Source organism: Mesorhizobium sp. M1365 (assembly GCF_040317865.1).
Classification (GTDB): domain Bacteria; phylum Pseudomonadota; class Alphaproteobacteria; order Rhizobiales; family Rhizobiaceae; genus Mesorhizobium.
In genome coordinates, this window is sequence record NZ_JAMYLG010000045.1 from 1 (window position 1) to 15821 (window position 15821).

Annotated in this window: 15 protein-coding genes and 1 pseudogene; 7 read left to right on the forward strand and 9 right to left on the reverse strand. The window is 64.3% G+C overall.

The window, feature by feature from the left end; genetic code table 11:
- The 8 genes and pseudogenes from NKH04_RS28480 to NKH04_RS28515 form a co-directional block, all read right to left on the reverse strand.
- Positions 1 to 637, reverse strand: a pseudogene (locus tag NKH04_RS28480) (tyrosine-type recombinase/integrase); the annotation flags it as partial.
- Positions 638 to 847: 210 nt separating this feature from the next.
- Complete coding sequence (locus NKH04_RS28485) at positions 848 to 1078, reverse strand: hypothetical protein (protein ID WP_095488311.1); 231 nt, start codon at positions 1076 to 1078, stop codon at positions 848 to 850.
- Between the two features lie 187 nt (positions 1079 to 1265).
- Entirely contained in the window at positions 1266 to 2690 is a 1425-nt protein-coding gene (gene gnd / locus NKH04_RS28490; RefSeq protein ID WP_353045326.1) for an NADP-dependent phosphogluconate dehydrogenase, read from the reverse strand.
- 140 nt (positions 2691 to 2830) lie between these two features.
- A complete protein-coding gene (locus NKH04_RS28495; RefSeq protein WP_352918338.1) occupies positions 2831 to 4456 on the reverse strand; it encodes a copper resistance CopC/CopD family protein in 1626 nt (541 codons plus the stop codon).
- A 56-nt stretch (positions 4457 to 4512) separates the two neighbouring features.
- The gene (locus tag NKH04_RS28500; RefSeq protein ID WP_352918340.1) at positions 4513 to 5031 is read right to left on the reverse strand and encodes a YcnI family copper-binding membrane protein; all 519 of its coding nucleotides are present in this window, start codon (positions 5029 to 5031) and stop codon (positions 4513 to 4515) included.
- 25 nt (positions 5032 to 5056) lie between these two features.
- Positions 5057 to 5593 carry a copper chaperone PCu(A)C gene (locus tag NKH04_RS28505; RefSeq protein WP_352539441.1) on the reverse strand — a complete coding sequence of 179 codons (537 nt, stop codon included), beginning with the start codon at positions 5591 to 5593 and terminating at the stop codon, positions 5057 to 5059.
- A 99-nt stretch (positions 5594 to 5692) separates the two neighbouring features.
- Positions 5693 to 6049 carry a DUF2946 family protein gene (locus tag NKH04_RS28510; protein ID WP_352685872.1) on the reverse strand — a complete coding sequence of 119 codons (357 nt, stop codon included), beginning with the start codon at positions 6047 to 6049 and terminating at the stop codon, positions 5693 to 5695.
- A gap of 119 nt (positions 6050 to 6168) precedes the next feature.
- Positions 6169 to 7071, reverse strand: a complete 903-nt coding sequence (locus tag NKH04_RS28515; protein ID WP_352685870.1) for a GntR family transcriptional regulator — start codon at positions 7069 to 7071, stop codon at positions 6169 to 6171.
- Between the two features lie 256 nt (positions 7072 to 7327).
- On the opposite strand from NKH04_RS28515, the gene NKH04_RS28520 reads away from it, so the two are divergent.
- From NKH04_RS28520 to NKH04_RS28540, 5 genes are all read left to right on the forward strand, one after another.
- A complete protein-coding gene (locus NKH04_RS28520) occupies positions 7328 to 8833 on the forward strand; it encodes a UxaA family hydrolase (protein ID WP_352685868.1) in 1506 nt (501 codons plus the stop codon).
- Positions 8834 to 9148: 315 nt separating this feature from the next.
- Positions 9149 to 10144, forward strand: coding sequence for an ABC transporter substrate-binding protein (locus NKH04_RS28525; RefSeq protein ID WP_023675208.1), 996 nt, complete (start codon positions 9149 to 9151; stop codon positions 10142 to 10144).
- 104 nt (positions 10145 to 10248) lie between these two features.
- A complete protein-coding gene (locus NKH04_RS28530) occupies positions 10249 to 11802 on the forward strand; it encodes a sugar ABC transporter ATP-binding protein (protein ID WP_352456805.1) in 1554 nt (517 codons plus the stop codon).
- Positions 11799 to 12764 carry an ABC transporter permease gene (locus NKH04_RS28535; protein ID WP_352448376.1) on the forward strand — a complete coding sequence of 322 codons (966 nt, stop codon included), beginning with the start codon at positions 11799 to 11801 and terminating at the stop codon, positions 12762 to 12764. The genes NKH04_RS28530 and NKH04_RS28535 overlap by 4 nt, the downstream gene beginning before the upstream one ends.
- A 70-nt stretch (positions 12765 to 12834) precedes the next feature.
- Complete coding sequence (locus NKH04_RS28540) at positions 12835 to 13851, forward strand: zinc-binding alcohol dehydrogenase family protein (RefSeq protein WP_352918343.1); 1017 nt, start codon at positions 12835 to 12837, stop codon at positions 13849 to 13851.
- Positions 13852 to 13869: 18 nt separating this feature from the next.
- Here NKH04_RS28540 and phnF read toward each other — a convergent pair whose 3' ends face one another.
- Positions 13870 to 14613, reverse strand: a complete 744-nt coding sequence (phnF, locus tag NKH04_RS28545; RefSeq protein WP_352918345.1) for a phosphonate metabolism transcriptional regulator PhnF — start codon at positions 14611 to 14613, stop codon at positions 13870 to 13872.
- Between the two features lie 134 nt (positions 14614 to 14747).
- On the opposite strand from phnF, the gene phnG reads away from it, so the two are divergent.
- Positions 14748 to 15209 carry a phosphonate C-P lyase system protein PhnG gene (gene phnG, locus NKH04_RS28550; RefSeq protein ID WP_352918347.1) on the forward strand — a complete coding sequence of 154 codons (462 nt, stop codon included), beginning with the start codon at positions 14748 to 14750 and terminating at the stop codon, positions 15207 to 15209.
- On the forward strand, positions 15209 to 15820 hold the full coding sequence (phnH, locus tag NKH04_RS28555; protein ID WP_352918348.1) for a phosphonate C-P lyase system protein PhnH: 612 nt from the start codon (positions 15209 to 15211) through the stop codon (positions 15818 to 15820). The genes phnG and phnH overlap by 1 nt, the downstream gene beginning before the upstream one ends.
- The last annotated feature ends 1 nt before the right edge of the window (position 15821 follow it).

Genomic DNA, 15821 nt, shown 5'->3' on the forward strand with positions numbered 1-15821 from the left:
GAGATCGGATCGGTGCAACTGCGCCCCGGGAACAGCCAGCCATGCGGAAGCATCACCCCGCGACGCCTGCCTTCGCGCCACCACAGCCGCAGCAGTTCCAAAAGTTGCGGCGAGAGCATGGCGTTGCGGTCCCTGCGTCCCTTGCCTTGTTCGACGCGGATCAGCATGCGTGTGCTGTCGATATCATCGACCTTGAGGTGCGCGACCTCCGATACGCGCAGACCCGCGCCATAGCGACACCGAGCGCGGCCTTGTACTTGATGCCAGGTGCTGCTTCGAGCAGCCGCGCCGCTTCCTCCACGCTCAGCACGTCCGGCAGCTTGCGTGGATGGCGCATGATCACCAGCACACGTGCCAGATCCCGCCGCTTCAGCGTCACCAGGAACAGGAACCGCAGTGCCGAGACCGCGCCATTGATCGTCGCAGAGCCGACGCCGCTCTCATGCCGATGCAGCTGGAATCGACGGATGTCCTCAGCCGTCGCAGTGTCGGGCGAGCGGCCAAGGAACACAGCGAAGCGCCGGACGTGACGAACGTAGTCCTGCTGGGTATGGGAGCCCAGGCCACGCATGAGCATGTCGTGCTGCATGCGCTGGCGAAGCGGAGAGATTGGTGCATCGGTCGACAGGGTAGCCATGGCGAGTTCCTCTCGTTGAAGGGAACTCCATGGTCAGATCGACGCCTCTACCCGCTCAAGTCAAAATGGCAGTCGCGCCATCTCAGAACGAGGCGCCCCTCCCGCGAAGCGGGTTCGTGCATGAGGCGCAGTCCCGACGTCCAGATGGCGAACCGCCGGACCGGCCCGAGAACTCCCAACGGCGCGCTTGAGATCACCCGCGCGGCTCTACTAGTCCGAAAACCTCACGCTCACGCCGCGCTGGCGAAAATAGGCCTGCATCAACTTGCGCCCCGAGCGGTTGTTCTGCGCCAACTTGGTAGGATCGAACACCGCCTGTTTTATCCCTTCTCGTGTCAGCGCCGCTTTAAGCGTCGCGATATGTGCGTCGATGTCGGCATTATCCGCCCGCAGCGAGGCATAGATACTTTCGGTCGCCTGGGCCACGGTCGGTTCGCTCACAGGTGTCGTCCTTTGGTTGGTTGAGCGGCGGCTTACCACAGATTCGCGGCACCGCCGATACCGATGAGACCGTCAATCGTCTCTACCGGCATAGCAGGTTCCTGGCGCGAACCGACACCCAGTTGGTGGCTGGAGATATCTGCCTTCTGACGACCGCAAAATTGAACTCTAGGTCCAAGTCGCGGCGCTAACCCGCCGCCCCACTCCCCCAGGGACCATGGAACGAACCCTGCCCGTCGATGCGCTCGAAGCCGTGCGCGCCGAAGAAATCGCGCTGCGCCTGGATCAGGTTCGAAGTGCCGCGGCCCTGCCGGTAACTGTCGAAATAGGCAAGTGCAGATGACAGGGCCGGCACCGGCGAGCCGGCTTCGGCCGCCCTTGCGACGACACGCCGAAGCGACGGATGCGCCTCCTGCATCAATGAGACGAAAGCCGGCGCCATCAACAGGTTGGTGGCTGCGCCGCCGCCGCCGAAGGCCTCCGCCATCGTATCCAGCAATTGCGAGCGGATGATGCAGCCGGCCCGCCAGATCTTGGCGATGACCGGCATCGGCAGGTTCCAGTTGAATTCCTTCGACGCGCCGCTCATTACCGCGAAGCCTTGCGCGTAGGCGGCGATCTTGCCGGCAAACAGCGCCAGCTCGAGATCGGCGAGCAGGGCGTCCCTGTCTCCGGAAATCTTGCTCACGCCGCCGCCATAGACCTTTTCGGCGGCAAGCCGCTCGTCCTTGATCGACGACAGCACGCGCGCCGCCACAGCCGCTTCGATTGCGGTGGCCGGGATGCCTAGCTGCTGCGCCTCGATCACCGACCATTTGCCGGTGCCTTTCTGGCCGGCGCGGTCGAGGATGATGTCGACCACCGGTTTGCCGGTCTTGGGATCGTCGGCGGCCAGCACCTTGGCGGTGATCTCGATCAGGTACGAATTGAGCCTGCCCGTGTTCCACTGAGAAAACACCTCAGCGATCTCTTTCGGCCCCATGCCGAGCCCGTCGCGCAATATGCCGTAGATCTCGGCGATCATCTGCATGTCGGCATATTCGATGCCGTTGTGGATGGTCTTGACGAAATGGCCGGCGCCGTCGGTGCCAAGCCACGCCGCGCAAGGCTCGCCCTTGAACTTGGCCGAGATCGCGGTCAGCACCTTTTCGACGCGCTTCCAGGACTCTTCGGTGCCGCCGACCATTATAGAGGGACCGTGGCGTGCTCCCTCCTCGCCGCCGGACACGCCCATGCCGATGAAGGTCAGGCCCGAATCGGTAAGCTCGGAGAAGCGCCGCATCGTATCGCGGAAATTGGCATTGCCGGCGTCGATGACGATGTCGTTGGCCGACAGCACGCCGCGCAATGCCGCGATCTGCTCGTCGACCGGCTTGCCGGCCAGCACCATGATGATGATCGGCCGCGGCGGCCGGATCGCGGCGGCCAGTTCTTCGAGGCTGTAGCAGGGCACCACCCTATCCCGAAGCGCGCCGGCATTTTCGACAAAGGCATCGGTGCGCGCCGCGGTGCGATTGAAGACGGCGATGCGGTGCCCCTTCTCGGCGATATTGAGCGCCAGGTTGGAGCCCATCGTGCCAAGGCCGATCAGGCCTATTTCGGCTTTTTCCATCGTTTCTTCCCTGCTTTCGGATCTTGTTGGTTTGAGCCCGCGATTGGGTTGGACGCCCATTCTTGATGGCGATGATTGACGGGGGTTCGCGGCCGCGTCAACCGCCTCGCCGAATTGTCTTGCGTGGACCAGCGCTCTCGTCACGGCCTGATGTCGATCGGCGCCCCTATCTTCACCATCTCGAAATCCGAGACCAGGATATCGAGCCGCGCCGTCCACCGGCCGGCGACCGGAATGACGAGATCGTCGACGCGCCAGGTGCCGTCGCCGGGATTCGTCGCCGGGCGTTTGATGGGCTCGATGCCGGAATCGGGCTTTGACAGGACCAGCGTTACCTGCTTGGCGTCGAGCGGGCCGAAATCGCCGGTCATGATGAAGATCGAAGCGGCAATAGGTCCGGTGTGCCCGGGCGCAATACTGAGATCGGCCATCGCTTGGAGCGTGTGGATATGCACCGATGCCGGCTGTGCCGCGGCGATCGCCAGCGCGCGCGGCGGCGGCGTGAAGCGCCAACCGGCGGCGATGCCGAAGATCGCGACCACGATCAGCACCTCGATGCCGATCGAGCGGGCCAGTCGCCGCTGGACTTCCGTCTTTCCCGCCTCGGCGGGGACCGTAAGCTTGAAGCGGTTGACGGCAGCGAGCGTGAACAGAAAGACGAGCAGCACCAGCTTGATCAGCAGCAGCCGGCCATAGGCAGTGTGGACCAGCGCCGACGGCGTTTGCACCTGGATGACGGCGAGCACGATGCCGGCTGCCGCAAGCACCGCCACGACGAACAGGATCGCTCGTGAAAACCGGCGCAGCAACGGCCCGGCTTTGTCCGGCTGCCGTTTCAAGGCAAGACCGAGCGGCGCCAGCGCCCCGGACCAAATCGCGATACCAGTGGCGTGCAGAAACACCATCGGCCGGGTCAGCCATTGCGGCTCGGCGGCACTGGCATGCCCGCTGGCGGCAAGTGCTGCGCCAACGCCAACCAGTCCGGCCAAGGCCAGCGGCTTTGCGTCGGCGGGCGGCACGACCAGCGATAATAGGCTCAGGCCGAGCGCCATCAGCGCGATCAGCACCGTCCAGCCGAAGCTGGTGCCAAGCCCGGTCTGCCAGATGACCGGCTGCGCCAGCCGGGCAAGCGGCGCGCCGAGTGCATCCAGCCCCTGGAAACCGAGCGACAAAAGTGCGGCGGCCAGCCCGCACAGGATCGCGGCGACGATCATGTTCTGGCCGGATCGGCCGCCTTGCGCCAGCCAGCCTAGCGCAAAGGCACCGCCGACACCGAAAAACAGGCCGATGTATAGAAAAACCTTGCCGATCCAGATCGCCGTTCGAAGCGCCCGGTCGACAGCTTCGGAAGGGGCCGGCGCAGCACTCGGTGCACCGACCGAGAACAGCACCGAGCCGCCGACCGGATGCCCGTCGGCGGAAATCACCCGCCAGCTCAGCACATGCGTGCCCGACGTCAGCGCCTGCGGATTGTCGATCTCGACGGTCTGGCCGCTGAGCCGAAAGGACGTCAGCGGAACCGACGTGCCGTCGGGCCGCACCAGCGTCAGCACCAGCGGCGAAACCGGCTCGCTGAAGGTCAGCGACATCTGCGACGGGCTCTGCGCCAGCACCGCACCGTCAGCCGGCTCGGCCTTGATCAGCGCCGCATGGGCGAAGGCTGCGTTTGGCGCGGCAATGGTGGCAAGCAGCACAATCGCGGCCAGCAGGCCGATGGCAAGCCGGCCGGTTGTGCAGGCCGTTCGCACGATGGATGCCGCACTCATGTCACCGCCACAAAGACAGCGGCGCGCTCTTTCGGATAGAGCGCGCCGCGTAAAGATCACTTCTTCGGCAGCAGCTTGAGGCCGGGCGCCGGAAATTCCAGCGCGTCCTCAGCCTGCCCGGCCGCCGGAATTTCGATCCAGCGATCGGCAACCCCGTCACATTCCTGCACCACCGGGAAATGCAGCGTCTGGCCTGCCAGCAGGTCGGACGCCAGCGTCGCGCGAAAGACGAATTCGTCGTAGAACTCGTCCGGCAGGCTGCCGGCGCTCCAGTCGATCTCCTTGACGCCGCTGGTCACTGCCTGGCCGTAGAGCTGGTAGGACTTTTCGTATTTGCCGTTCTTGACCTGCAGTGTCCAACCCGGCTTCGGCATCGGTTTGACCGAGAGCACCCCTTCCGGGATCTGCACGCGCAGCGCGGTCGTCGCCTTGCCCTCGCAGCCATGCGGCACCCGAAGAACCGCCTTGTAGGTCGAGCCCACCGCCGCCTCCGGCGTTTCGAGCGTGATGTGGGCAAAGGCCGCGCTGGTCCCGAGGACAAGAAGCACGCAGCCGGGCAAAAGAGATTTCTTCATGAGGCTACCTCTCGAAGCGGCCAAGTCAGTCGTCGTCCTGGGGCGCCGCGCTGCCGATGCCTTGCACGGCGAATTCAATCTGCACGGGCCCGGCTTCCTCGAAGGTCAGCGTGGCGGAGAACGTTTCGCCCTCCTTGGGCTGCCGCTTCAAATCCATGAACATCAAATGATAGCCGTTAGGCGCCAGCGCGACCTTGCCGCCAGCCGGGATTTCGAGGCCGCCGATGACCGGCCGCATGGTCATGACGCCATTGCTGACGCCCATCTCGTGCAGTTCGGCCTTGGCCGAAATGTCGGAGGTGATCGACAGCAGGCGATCCGCCGCACTGCCTGTGTTGGTGATGGTGAAGTAGCCGCCGGCCACCTTGGCGCCGGCTGGCGTGGCGCGCGACCAGGGGTGCCCGATCTCGAGATCGCCAAGCTTGAACTCGTGTGCCAACACCGTCTGGGCGCTGGCGAACAGGAGGGCAAGAACGCAAAGGGCGACGCCGAGACGCTGCTCGAAACGACCCAGTGAGAAGCGCCTGCGGCTGGATGCGGCAGCGCGAAAAGAGTGAGACATGATTGCTCCGTGGACTTTAGGGGATCGCGCCGATGGCCGGTCGCGAACGATGTCGATAAACGCGCCGGCAAAGCGTTGCGCGGCGCGAACCAGAACGGATCAGGCCGTCGCCGGTGGTGCGCGCGGATTGGACGGAGTGCGGGCGCGGGCGAAATCGCGATGCCGGAAGGCCGGCAGGAAAAAGGCGATGGTTTCGACGGAAAGGCTGCGAGCCAGGCTCCCCGCGGCATCGGGTGGCGCGTAGACCGCCGAAACGAGGTTGCAGCCAAGCATGCAGCAACCCGGCATGTGCTGCTGATGCGGATCGCCGGCGGGGAGTTGCGTCGCACCGTCATGGGTGCAGATCGTGTTGCCGAAAGCATCGAATTGCGAGGCGTTCGGCGCGCCGCCGGAAGCAAACGCGCCGAACATCGACTGGAACATGAAAAGCCACGCCGCGGCGAACGCGACCGGCATGCTCCATCGTCTCCGGCGTATGGTCAAGAACCAGCCTCTTCACGCAGCAACGTCAGCTCTCTAGCACGGAGCCGGCGGCCGGAAAATCGCCAAAACGCTGCTGCGGCAACGCAACACAATCACGCGCGTTGCGGCTGCCTGCCCTCGGGAATGGACGTCAGCAGCGTGTGGCGGGCCGATTTCAGGTGCTTGCGGCAGGCGGCGTCGACCTTGGCGAGATCGCGCGATTTGAGCGCGGCGATATAGGCGAGATGCTCCTGGACCGCGACTTCGTTGCGCTCGCGCTCCTGCGCCTTGTTCCACTGGTAGTGGTAGTGGAAGATCATGGCGATGACGTCGTAGAAATCGACGATGAAGCGGTTGTGCGACGCCCGATGGATCAGCCGGTGAAAGCGCTCGTCAAGCTCGGAGAATTCGTTGAAGCGCACGGCGATCTCGCGCTCCAGCCGGTGATGCTCGTCTTCCAGGTGGTCGAGGTCGGCCCACACCGGGCTGTCCTCGGGCAGAGCGGCAAAGGCTGCGGCCGAGCGCAGTTCGAACATCTCGCGGATTTCGGTCAACTCCAGCGCGAAGGCGCGGGTAAAGCCTTTCAGCACCCAGTGACTGTTGCGGCGCTTCTCGATCAGCCCAAAGCGCGAGAAGCGGATCAGGAATTCGCGCACGCTGGTGGTGCCGACGCCGATCTCACGCGCCAGTTCGAGCTCGTTGATCTGCATGCCGGCTTCGGCACCGCTGGCAAGCAGCCGCCGCATGAAGGAGCGCTCGATGATCTCGGCCAGCGTGTCGGTTTCTTCCTCGGGGAAGAAATCGTCCGGTCGCGGTTCGCGCAGGACCGTCTTGCTGCGCTTGTTCCAATCGATCAGCCCGGTTTCTTCCATGCGCGCAAGGATAGTGCGGACCGTCGTGCGGCTGACGCCGAGCAGCGTACCCAGCTCCGGCTCCGAAGGCAGGCTCCTGGTTTCGTCGAGCAGCCTCAGACCGCGATTATAGGCGTCCTTGTAAACGTTGTTGCTCTTCGACATCCCCTGCCCCGTGGCGCATCGGCGTTTGCGGCCAGTGTGAAGCGTTTCTCGCGCATGAAACCGGTACCTTTTCGGAAAACATCATGCGCAACGCTAGTTTTGGTTGTAGAGCCTACTTCTCGCATCCAAAAGACGCGTCGCGCTCTGGCGAAAAAACAATTGACGCAAAAATGTTTTTTCACGATAAAAGACATTATATGTTAAGAGCCGCGTGTCAATCCGCTCGCGCACCCAGGAACACACCCAGGAAGCTCCCGTGAACGCCGCAAACAGCATTCTTCTGTCTCCCGCCGACAATGTCGCGGTCGCCAATGGCCGCATCGAGATCGGCACCGTGCTGCCGGGCGGCGCCGTCGCCGCCGCAGTGATCGAGCCGGGCCACAAAGTGGCGATCAAGCCGATTGCGGCCGGCGAGGCCGTGGTCAAATACGCCCAGGCGATCGGCCGCGCCACGCAAAACATCGCGCCCGGCGAGCATGTCCATTCGCACAATCTGGTCTTCGAAAGCGGGCGTTTGCCGGTAGTGCCGCCGAACGAGGCAGTGCATGCGACCGAGGCCGACCGCGCCCGCACCTTCATGGGCTACCGCCGCGCCGACGGCCGCGCCGGCACGCGCAACTTCATCGGCATTCTTGCCAGCGTCAATTGCTCGGCCACCGTCTGCCACGCCATCGCTGACGCGGCGAACCGCACGCTTCTGCCGCAATATCCTGGCATCGACGGCTTCGTCCCGATCGTCCACGGCCAGGGCTGCGGCATGAGCGCCACCGGCGACGGCATGATGGTGCTACACCGCACGCTGGCCGGCTATGCCCGTCATCCGAATTTTGGTGGTGTGCTGATGGTCGGGCTCGGCTGCGAGGTCAACCAGCTCACCCTCTACGGCCAGAAGGGCGTTGCCGCGGGAAAACGCCATTTCAACATCCAGGAAGCCGGCGGCTCGCGCAAATCGGTCGAGAAGGCGCTGGTCGTGCTGGCCGAGATCGCCGAAGAGGTCGGCAAGCTTCAGCGTGAGCCGATCCCGGTCAGCGAGATCGTCGTCGGCCTGCAATGCGGCGGCTCCGACGGCATGTCCGGCATCACCGCCAATCCGGCGCTGGGTGCCGCGGTCGACATTTTGGCCGGCGTCGGCGGTGTCGGCATCCTCTCCGAGACGACGGAGATCTACGGCGCCGAGCACCTGCTCGCTTATCGCGCCGCAACCCCCGAGATCGCCGCCAAGCTCGACGGTTATGTGAAATGGTGGGAAGACCACGTCGCCAAGCATGGCGCATCGATCGACAACAATCCCTCACCGGGTAACAAGCGCGGCGGCCTGACCACCATCCTGGAAAAGTCGCTCGGCGCGGTCGCCAAGGGCGGCCAGACGCCGCTCAACGGCGTCTTCGGCTATGCCGAAAAGGTCACCGGGCACGGGCTGGTGTTCATGGACACGCCCGGCTACGACCCGGTCTCGGCCACCGGCCAGGTGGCGGGCGGCGCCAACGTCATCGTCTTCACCACAGGCCGCGGCTCCTGCTTCGGCTGCCGGCCGACGCCGTCGATCAAGGTCGCCAGCAACTCGACCATGTATCACACGATGGAGGAGGACATGGACGTGAATTGCGGCGTCATCGCCTCGGGCGAAAAGACCATCGCCGGCATGGGCCGCGAGATCTTCGAACTGATCGTCGAGACGGCTTCGGGCCGCAAGACCAAGAGCGAAGAGTTCGGCTACGGCGACAACGAGTTCGTGCCGTGGCACCTCGGAGCGACGCTCTAAGCCGGTCGCAAACACCTGACGTGATTGCCAGGTGTCACAGTTCGTACACCCCGAAAAAGAATGAACATTCCATATTGACTGTATGATGGAATTAATATTCCATGCGACATATTGGAGGAGATTGGCAGCGGAGTTCCGAGGGAGCAAGCTTTCCCGCCCAGCCATTCGAGCGGCCATCAAACATCGCTTGCGCCGACCGAGGTGATGCACTATCAAAATGCGGTAAATGTTTTTTATTGATAAAGTTCCGTTTGGGCCGCGCCATCCGAATGGAGCTTCCGTAACATTCACCGGGCGACTTAGGGAGGACTCCTAATGAAATTCGTGACCAGCATTCTCAATCGCCGCGCCTTCGTGGCACTCGCAGCCGCCTCGATGCTTGCCGGCGTGATGCACTCGGCCCCGGCATCCGCGGCCGACGCGACCATTCCGATCATCGTCAAGGACACCACGTCCTTCTACTGGCAGATCGTTCTGGCGGGAGCCCGCAAGGCCGGCAAGGACCTCGGCGTCAACGTGCCGGAGCTCGGCGCCCAGGCCGAGACCGACGTCAACGGCCAGATCTCGATCCTTGAAAATGCCGTCGCCGGCAACCCGGCGGCCGTCGTCATTGCGCCGACCGAAGCCAAGGCGCTCGGCAAGCCGATCGACGAGGCCGCCACCAAGGTCAAGATCATCGGCATCGACTCTGGCGCCGACTCCAAGGCCTTCACCTCGTTCCTGACCACCGACAACATCCAGGGCGGCCGCGTTGCCGCTGACGGCCTTGCCGCAGCCATCGGCGAAGCCAATGGCGGCAAGGTCGAGGGCGACGTCGCCCTGATCACCGCTCTTCCGGGCGCCGGCTCGCTCGAACAGCGCGCCCAGGGTTTTAAGGAACAGCTCGCTGCCAAATATCCGGGCCTCAAGCTGGTCGCCGACAAATACGCCGACGGCCAGGCCACCACCGGCCTCAACATCGCCACCGACCTGATCACCGCCAACCCCAACCTCAAGGGCATCTTCGCCTCCAACCTGATCATGGCGCAGGGCGTCGGCCAGGCGATCGCCGAGAACAGTCTTGCCGGCAAGGTCGGGCTGGTCGGTTTCGACAGCGACGAGAAGCTGATCAAGTTCCTCAACGACGGCGTCATTTCGGCTCTCGTCGTCCAGGATCCGTACCGGATGGGCTATGACGGCATCAAGACGGCGCTCGCCGCCTCGAAGGGCGAGAAGGTCGAGGCCAATGTCGACACGGGCGCCAATTTGGTCACCAAGGCCAACATGAAGGATCCGAAGATCGACGCGCTGCTCAACCCGAAGCTCGACTGAGCATAGCCTCAGGTGAACTGTTTCCGGGGCCTTTTCGCCCCGGAAACATCCCACTCGTGCCAATCGCGAGGCCAATCTTTGGGGGCCAATCTGGGAGGATTGTCATGATGTCGACGGCGCAGGAACTCCATCCGGCCCCAACGCTGGAACCGGGCAGGACCATCCTCGAACTCCGCGGGCTGGAAAAGCGCTATCCCGGCACCCATGCGCTGAAGCCGGTCGATCTCGCCTTCAAGGCCGGCGAGATCCACGCCATCGTCGGCGAGAACGGCGCCGGCAAATCCACCCTGATCAAGCTTCTGACCGGCGTCATGCCGCGCACCTCCGGCGACGTCATCTGGGAGGGCAAGCCTGCCGCATTGGCAACGCCGCATGAGGCGATGGCGCTCGGCATCAATGCCGTGCATCAGGAAGTCGTCCTGTGCCGCCATCTCACCGTCGCCGCCAACATGTTCCTCGGCGAGGAGGATTCCCGCTTCGGCATCCTGCAGCAGCGGGCGATGGTCAGGCAGGCGCAGAAGATCATCGACGATCTCGGCTTCGACCTGCCGGCGCATGTCATGCTGGGTGACCTGACCATCGGCCAGCAGCAGTTGATCGCCGCCGCCCGCGCCACAGTGCGCGGCACTAAATTCCTGATCTTCGACGAGCCGACCGCCTATCTTACCCGCAAGGAGGCCGACCAGCTGTTCACGCTGATCCGCCGGCTGAAGGGCGAAGGCGTCACCATCATCTACATCAGCCATCGCATGGAAGAAGTGTTCGAGCTCGCCGACCGCGTCTCGGTGCTGCGCGACGGCACGCTGGTCGGCACCAGGAACATTGCCGAGACCAATGACGCCGAGCTGGTCAAGATGATGATCAACCGCTCGATCGAGCAGGTCTACCACAAGGAGCATTTCACCCCCGGCGCGACCATCGTCGAAACCAGGAACCTGTCCGGCAAGGGTTTCGAAAATGTCTCGATGTCCGTCCGCGCCGGCGAGATCGTCGGCCTCTACGGCCTGATCGGCGCCGGGCGCAGCGAGTTCGTCACCACGCTCTATGGCCGGCACCGCAAATCGGCCGGCCAGATCCTCTGGGAGGGCAAAGAGGTCAAGGTCAATTCCGAACATGACGCGATCAGGCTCGGCATGGCGCTGGCCCCGGAAAGCCGCCGCGACCAGGGCCTCTGCCTCAACCTGCCGGTCGGACTCAACCTCAATCTGCCGATCTACAAGCGCATCTCCAGCAATCTGCTGATCTCCCGCGCGCAGGAAAAGGCGCAAGCCGATCGCCAGATCGCCGACCTGCGCATCAAGACGCCGACGCGCGGCGCGCTGGCCTCCAGCCTGTCCGGCGGTAACCAGCAGAAGATCGTCATCGGCAAATGGCTCGCCCATGGCGCCAAGCTATTCATCTTCGACGAGCCGACTGTCGGCGTCGACGTCGGCACCAAGGCCGAGATCTACCGCCTGTTCGGCGCGCTGTTGTCCAAGGGAGCCGGCATCATCCTGATCTCGTCCTACCTGCCCGAGGTTTATGAACTCGCCGACACGCTGCACGTGTTCCGGCGCGGCAAGCTGGTGGCCACGCACGGCTTTCGTACCGCTGACCACGAGGAGATCCTCACCCAGGCGCTGGCCGAGAAACAAGAAAAACCGGGAGGACGGATATGAGCACCGAGGCGATCGCTGCCGAAAGGCCGAAACGCAACTACAACGCCCTGTTCGGGCTGACACTGCTGGCGCTGCTGGTTCTTTTATGGATCATCCTGTCGGTGGCGACGCCGAGCTTCGCCTCGGCCAACAACATCTCGAACCTGTTGCGGCAAGGGTCGATGATCGCCATCCTGGCGGTCGGCCAGACCTTCGTCATCATCACCGGCGGCATCGATCTTTCCGTCGGCGCCGTGGTCGGCTTCGCCACTGTCATCGTCGCGATGCTGATCAACGCCGGGACACCGGTTTTCCTCGCCATCCTGATCACCTTGCTGGTCGGCGTCGCCATCGGCATGTTCCATGGCTTCGGCATCGTCAAGATGGGCCTGCCGCCCTTCATCATCACCCTGGCAACGCTGACCTCGCTGCGCGGGATCGGTCTGTTGATGACCAATGGCAACTCGATCTCGATCAACAACGACGCCTTCCAGACGTTCTCGCGCAGTTCCTTCGCCGGCGTCCCCAATCTGTTCTGGATGGTGATCCTGGTCGGCATCCCAGCCTACATCTTCCTGCACCACAGCCGCTGGGGCCGCTATCTGTTCTCGGTCGGCTCCAACGCCGAGGCGTCGCGCCTGTCAGGCGTCAACGTCCAGCGCACCATCTACATGGCCTACACGCTGTCGGGCCTGTGCGCGGCCTTCGTCGGCGTGCTGCTTGCCTCGCGCATCGGCATCGGCAATCCGACGCAGGCCGAGGGCTGGGAATTGCAGGCGATCGCCTCCTCGGTGATCGGCGGCACCTCGCTGTTCGGCGCTGTCGGCTCCGTGCACGGACCGCTGCTCGGCGCCTTCATCCTTGCCACCATCAACAACGGCGCCAATCTGCTCAACGTCAACGCCTTCTGGCAGCGCATCATCACCGGCGTGCTGATCATCGTCATCGTCTATTTCGACGGGCTGCGCCGCCGCGGCAAATAGACCGCCTCCCAACAATCGCCGGCCTCGCCACAGCAGGGCCGGCAGTCCCATGAACCGACTGGATTGAAGCATGAAAGCCGTCGTCTGCCGCTCGCCCGGCGAACTTGTCCTCGAAGATCGTCCGGCGCCTGGCGCGCCCCCCGCCGGCTGGGCGCTGGTCGCCGTCAGCCATGTCGGCATCTGCGGCACCGACTATCACATCTTCGAAGGCAAGCACCCGTTCCTCGCCTATCCCCGCATCATGGGCCACGAGGTTTCCGGCACCGTGATCGAGGTTGGCGTGGACGTCGATCTCGCCGTCGGCGAAGCGGTGATCGTCAATCCCTATCTCGCCTGCGGCAAATGCAACGCCTGCCGGCAAGGCAAGCCGAATTGCTGCGTCAGGATCGAGGTGCTCGGCGTCCACCGCGACGGCGCCATGTGCGAGCAGATCCTGGTGGCGGCGCAAAATCTTTATCCGGCAAACGGCCTGTCGCTGGCCGATGCCGCCGCCGTCGAATTCCTGGCGATCGGCGCCCATGCCGTGCGGCGCTCGCTGGCTGATCCACGTGCGCGCACGCTGGTCATCGGCGCAGGCCCGATCGGGCTCGGCACGGCGCTGTTCGCCCGCATCGCCGGGCTCGATGTGACGCTGCTCGACATGAGCGCTGAACGGCTTGGCTTTGCCGAAAGCGAACTCGGCTTCGCGACGCTCGACGGCTCGCGAGGCACCGCTGCCGACCTGGTGCGGGAAGCAACCGGCGGCAACGGCTTCGACGTGGTTTTCGATGCCACCGGCAACACCCGGTCGGTGCAGTCGGCCTTCGCTCATGTCGCGCATGGCGGAGCGCTGGTCCTGGTCAGCGTCGTCAAGGACGACATCGCCTTTTCCGATCCCGAATTCCACAAGCGCGAGATGATGCTGATCGGCAGCCGCAACGCCCTGCGTGCCGATTTCGACCATGTCGCCGCCTCGATCCGCAACGGCGCGCTGCCGCTGGCAAAGCTTGTGACGCACCGCACCACGCTTGGCGAGACGCCGCACGACCTCGCCCGCTGGGCGCATGAGAAGTCTGGCCTGATCAAGGCTGTCATTCAGGTCGGATGATGCCAGGGCTGCCGTATCTCAGAGCGCCGACAATTTGAGCTCGATCCGCTCGGCCGGGAAGCGCGACTCCGAAAACTGTATCGGCTGACCGTCGGGCGTGACGTTGACGGCGACCGTCACCAGCACGATGGCGCCGGGCTGCAGCTCGAGGTCCGCAAGGTCGGCGGCATCGGCATGGCGCGCCGACAGCACGGTCGATTGCCTGAGATAGTCGTCGATGCCGAAACGTGCCAGTGATGCGGTGATCGAACCGGTTTCCGCCATGGCGGCATCGATGCCGGCAAAGCGCCTGGCATCGAACCAGCCGGCCGCGCGGGACACCGGCATTCCATCGGCTTCGCCGCGCGTTTCCAGGCGTATCACATCGGCCCCCGTCGCAAGGCCTAAGCCCTCTGCGACACGACGGTCGGCCGGCTCGATCGATGACGCGAGCAAGGTGATATGCCGCTCGGACGCCTGTCCTTGCAATCCCTCGGAAAAGCGGGTGCGGGCGCCGATCGGATAAGACAGCCGGTTGCGCGACAGCACGAAGGTGCCGCGCCCCTGCTCCGCCCTGAGCACACCCTCCTGCACCAGCGCTGCGATAGCGCTACGCACCGTGTGGCGGTTGACGCCATAGCGTCCGGCCAACGCGATCTCCGGCGGCAGCGCGGCATTCTCGGGAAAATCGCCGGCGGCGATCGAATGCAGGATCTGGTCGGCGATCTGTCGCCACAGCGCGACACCGCTGCGCCGCTCGATGCGGTTGGCTTGTCCGATCATCTCCCGCCCCAATTCTTTGCGCCGATCTTTTGGCCCGTGTCACGTGCCCGTCATGGACACGCGCTAGATAACGAGTATAATTTGTATAGTTGTCTATATCAATAGACAAATTCACGCAAACGAGGAGTACGGCCATGCGAGGACGGGAAGCGCGAGAGCGGGCCGAGCGCAAGGCCGTGATGACGACGCTGGCGCAATCGGCCGGCGACGACATCGTCCGCCTCTGGGACGAAGCCGGCCTGCCTTGCGAAGCGGAACTTCTGCGTGGCCCCGAAACCGGCCTGGTTACGGTACGCGGCCGCATCGGCGGCGGCGGCGCGCCCTTCAATGTCGGCGAGGCGACGGTCACCCGTGCCACGGTGCGGCTTGCGTCCGGCCATGTCGGCCACTGCTACGCGCTCGGCCGCGACAAGCAGAAGGCAAGGCTGGCGGCAATCGCCGATGCGCTGTGGCAGGACCCGGCCCACCGCAATGAGGTCGAGATCAGGATCGTTGCGCCATTGCAGGCGGCACTGGCCAAGGCGCGTGAACAGCGCCGCGCCGAGACGGCGGCGACCAAGGTCGATTTCTTCACCATGGTGCGCGGAGAAGACTGATGAATATCGCCACTCAATCCATTGAAGGCGGCTTCGCCGATCCGGTATTCAACGCGCAGACCGTATTCCGTGCCGTGATGGACGCGATGGCGCGGCCAGGCAGTGTGCAGCCGCTGCCGGCCCTCGCCCACCCCCCGGTGCCGCTGTCGGCCACCGCCGGCGCCGTTGCGCTGGCGCTGTGCGATAACGACACGCCGCTCTGGCTCGACCACGCCTTGCAGGCTTCAGCGACGGTGAAATCCTGGCTTGGCTTTCATACCGGCGCGCCGCTGGCCAACACCCCGGCCGACGCGCATTTCGCGCTGATCGCCACGCCGGCCGAGATGATGGCGCTCGACGGGTTTTCGCAAGGCACCCGGGATTATCCCGATCGCTCCACGACGCTGATCCTCGAGGTCAGCGATCTTGTCTCCGGCGCTGCGCTGCTGCTCGAAGGCCCGGGCATCGAGACGACGGCGACGATCGCGCCGGCGCAAATGCCGCGCCATTTCGTCGAGCAATGGAAGCAGAACAAGCAGCGTTTTCCGCGTGGCGTCGACATCATCCTCGCCACGTCCGAAGCAATTGCCTGCCTGCCGCGCACGACGCGCATCAAGACGATGGAGGCATAGC

Excerpts from the sequence above, each read along its gene's own strand:
- phnF (WP_352918345.1), bottom strand. The coding sequence starts at position 14,613 with ATGATCGGACAAGCCAACCGCATCGAGCGGCGCAGCGGTGTCGCGCTG.
- gnd (WP_353045326.1), bottom strand. The coding sequence starts at position 2,690 with ATGGAAAAAGCCGAAATAGGCCTGATCGGCCTTGGCACGATGGGCTCC.
- phnG (WP_352918347.1), top strand. The coding sequence starts at position 14,748 with ATGCGAGGACGGGAAGCGCGAGAGCGGGCCGAGCGCAAGGCCGTGATG.
- NKH04_RS28500 (WP_352918340.1), bottom strand. The coding sequence starts at position 5,031 with ATGAAGAAATCTCTTTTGCCCGGCTGCGTGCTTCTTGTCCTCGGGACC.
- NKH04_RS28515 (WP_352685870.1), bottom strand. The coding sequence starts at position 7,071 with ATGTCGAAGAGCAACAACGTTTACAAGGACGCCTATAATCGCGGTCTG.
- NKH04_RS28525 (WP_023675208.1), top strand. The coding sequence starts at position 9,149 with ATGAAATTCGTGACCAGCATTCTCAATCGCCGCGCCTTCGTGGCACTC.
- NKH04_RS28510 (WP_352685872.1), bottom strand. The coding sequence starts at position 6,049 with ATGCCGGTCGCGTTCGCCGCGGCGTGGCTTTTCATGTTCCAGTCGATG.
- NKH04_RS28495 (WP_352918338.1), bottom strand. The coding sequence starts at position 4,456 with ATGAGTGCGGCATCCATCGTGCGAACGGCCTGCACAACCGGCCGGCTT.
- NKH04_RS28540 (WP_352918343.1), top strand. The coding sequence starts at position 12,835 with ATGAAAGCCGTCGTCTGCCGCTCGCCCGGCGAACTTGTCCTCGAAGAT.
- NKH04_RS28535 (WP_352448376.1), top strand. The coding sequence starts at position 11,799 with ATGAGCACCGAGGCGATCGCTGCCGAAAGGCCGAAACGCAACTACAAC.
- phnH (WP_352918348.1), top strand. The coding sequence starts at position 15,209 with ATGAATATCGCCACTCAATCCATTGAAGGCGGCTTCGCCGATCCGGTA.
- NKH04_RS28530 (WP_352456805.1), top strand. The coding sequence starts at position 10,249 with ATGATGTCGACGGCGCAGGAACTCCATCCGGCCCCAACGCTGGAACCG.
- NKH04_RS28505 (WP_352539441.1), bottom strand. The coding sequence starts at position 5,593 with ATGTCTCACTCTTTTCGCGCTGCCGCATCCAGCCGCAGGCGCTTCTCA.